The organism is Mycobacterium sp. TH-M106 (assembly GCF_057473765.1).
The window spans coordinates 1-1,945 of the sequence record NZ_JBYCLE010000568.1 but is presented as its reverse complement, the minus strand read 5'-3'; the positions used below and the strand labels follow the sequence as shown (position 1 = coordinate 1,945).

The 1,945-nt window shown below is 62.4% G+C and carries 4 protein-coding genes and 2 tRNA genes; all 6 read left to right on the top strand.

The window, feature by feature from the left end:
* Window positions 1–8: 8 nt before the first annotated feature.
* Window positions 9–82 (top strand) — tRNA-Met (locus tag AC2VOP_RS19455).
* Window positions 83–131: 49 nt separating this feature from the next.
* Complete coding sequence (rpmG, locus tag AC2VOP_RS19450) at window positions 132–299, top strand: 50S ribosomal protein L33 (RefSeq protein ID WP_486955013.1); 168 nt, start codon at window positions 132–134, stop codon at window positions 297–299.
* Window positions 300–349: 50 nt separating this feature from the next.
* Window positions 350–826 (top strand): (3R)-hydroxyacyl-ACP dehydratase subunit HadA, encoded by a 477-nt coding sequence (gene hadA, locus AC2VOP_RS19445; RefSeq protein WP_486962488.1) that lies wholly within the window; start codon window positions 350–352, stop codon window positions 824–826.
* On the top strand, window positions 813–1,241 hold the full coding sequence (hadB, locus tag AC2VOP_RS19440) for a (3R)-hydroxyacyl-ACP dehydratase subunit HadB (RefSeq protein WP_486962487.1): 429 nt from the start codon (window positions 813–815) through the stop codon (window positions 1,239–1,241). The genes hadA and hadB overlap by 14 nt, the downstream gene beginning before the upstream one ends.
* 2 nt (window positions 1,242–1,243) lie before the next feature.
* Window positions 1,244–1,744, top strand: a complete 501-nt coding sequence (hadC, locus tag AC2VOP_RS19435) for a (3R)-hydroxyacyl-ACP dehydratase subunit HadC (protein ID WP_486962486.1) — start codon at window positions 1,244–1,246, stop codon at window positions 1,742–1,744.
* 121 nt (window positions 1,745–1,865) lie between these two features.
* Window positions 1,866–1,938, top strand: a tRNA-Trp gene (locus AC2VOP_RS19430).
* The last annotated feature ends 7 nt before the right edge of the window (window positions 1,939–1,945 follow it).

Sequence of the window (1,945 nt, the reverse complement as noted above, 5' to 3'; positions counted from 1 at the left end):
GGCCCCGAGGCGATGTAGCTCAGTCGGTTAGAGCGAACGACTCATAATCGTTAGGTCGCCGGTTCGAGTCCGGCCATCGCTACAACGCAACAACGACGCAGCAACCGCGAACACGAAAGAGGGCAGCAGACGTGGCGTCCAGTACCGACGTGCGGCCGAAGATCACCATGGCCTGCGAGGTGTGCAAGCACCGCAACTACATCACTAAAAAGAATCGCCGCAACGACCCCGACCGGCTGGAGCTGAAGAAGTTCTGCCCCAACTGCGGCAAGCACCAGCTGCACCGCGAATCGCGGTAGACCGCGGGTCGTGAGCAATTACTCACTCTGACGAGGTAGGTTTACACAGCGTGTCGCTGCGCAAAGACGTCGTCGGGATGCATTATCGATACCCCGACCATTACGAGGTAGAGCGGGAGAAGATCCGGGAATACGCTCGTGCGGTCAAGGCCGAAGACCCGGCAAGCTTTGACGAGAAGGCGGCTGCCGACCTCGGCTACGACGGGCTGCTGGCCTCGCCGACATTCACGTCGGTGTTGGGCTACAGCGCTCAGAGCGCCTTCTTCGCCGATGCCCACATCACCACCAACGACGCGCAGATCGTCCAGGTCGATCAGATGCTGAAGTTTTTCAAGCCGGTCAAGGCCGGCGACAAGCTGTACTGCGACGTCTACGTGGACTCGGTGCGCCGGGCGCATGGCACCGAGATCATCGTGACCAAGAACATCGTCACCGACGAGGCCGGTGACATTGTGCAGGAGACCTACACGACCCTGGCGGGCCGTGCCGGCGATGGGGAAGAGGGCTTTAGCGATGGCGCTGCGTGAGTTCAGTTCGGTCAAGGTCGGTGACCAGCTGCCGGAGAAGGTCATTCCGTTGACCCGAGCGGATCTGGTGAACTACTCCGGGGTGTCCGGTGACCTGAACCCGATCCACTGGGACGACGAGATCGCCAAGCAGGTCGGCTTGGACACCGCGATCGCGCACGGCATGCTGACCATGGGCCTGGGCGGCAGCTATGTGACGGCGTGGATCGGCGACCCCGGCGCCGTCACCGAGTACAACGTCCGCTTCACCGCCGTGGTGCCGGTGCCGAACGACGGCAAGGGTGCCGAGATCGTATTCAATGGCCGGGTCAAATCCGTTGACCCGGAGAGCAAGTCGGTGACGATTGCGCTCACGGCCACCACCGGTGGGAAGAAGATCTTCGGCCGCGCGGTCGCATCGGCCAGGCTCGCCTGATCATGGCGATCAAAACCGATGTGCGGGGCATGATCTGGCGCTACCCCGACTCTTTTGTAGTGGGCCGGGAGAAGATCCGCGAGTTTGCCAGAGCGGTCAAAGCCGAGGATCCGGCGAGCGTCGACGAGAAGGCGGCCGCAGAGTTGGGCTACGAATCACTGGTCGCACCACCGACGTTCGCGGTGATTCTCGGAAAGCTGGTCCAGGCTGACTTCTTCCGCCACGTCGACACCGGCTACACCACCATGCAGATGGTCCAGGTCGACCAGAGGTTCGTCTACCACAAGCCGATCAAGGCCGGCGACAAACTGTACGCCCGGATGGAGATCGCTTCGGTGACCGAACGGTTCGGCGCCGACATCGTGGTGACCCGCAACCTGTGCACCAACGACGACGGTGAGCTGGTTCTGGAGTCATTCACCACGATGATGGGCCACGAGGGCGACGAGTCGGTCAACCTCAAATGGGACGCCGAAACCGGCCAGGTGGTCCGAACGGCCTGACTGGCCTGATTAGGACCTGATACGTGCGCCGATGTACACTCGGACTTCGGGGTTCTCCCACCACCAGCGCTTTCCGTGAGCCGAACGGCGGCGACGACGCAGGTTGGCCTGCCGACCGCGAAGGGGCGTAGCTCAACTGGCAGAGCAGCGGTCTCCAAAACCGCAGGTTGCAGGTTCAAGTCCTGTCGCCCCTGCAGACGA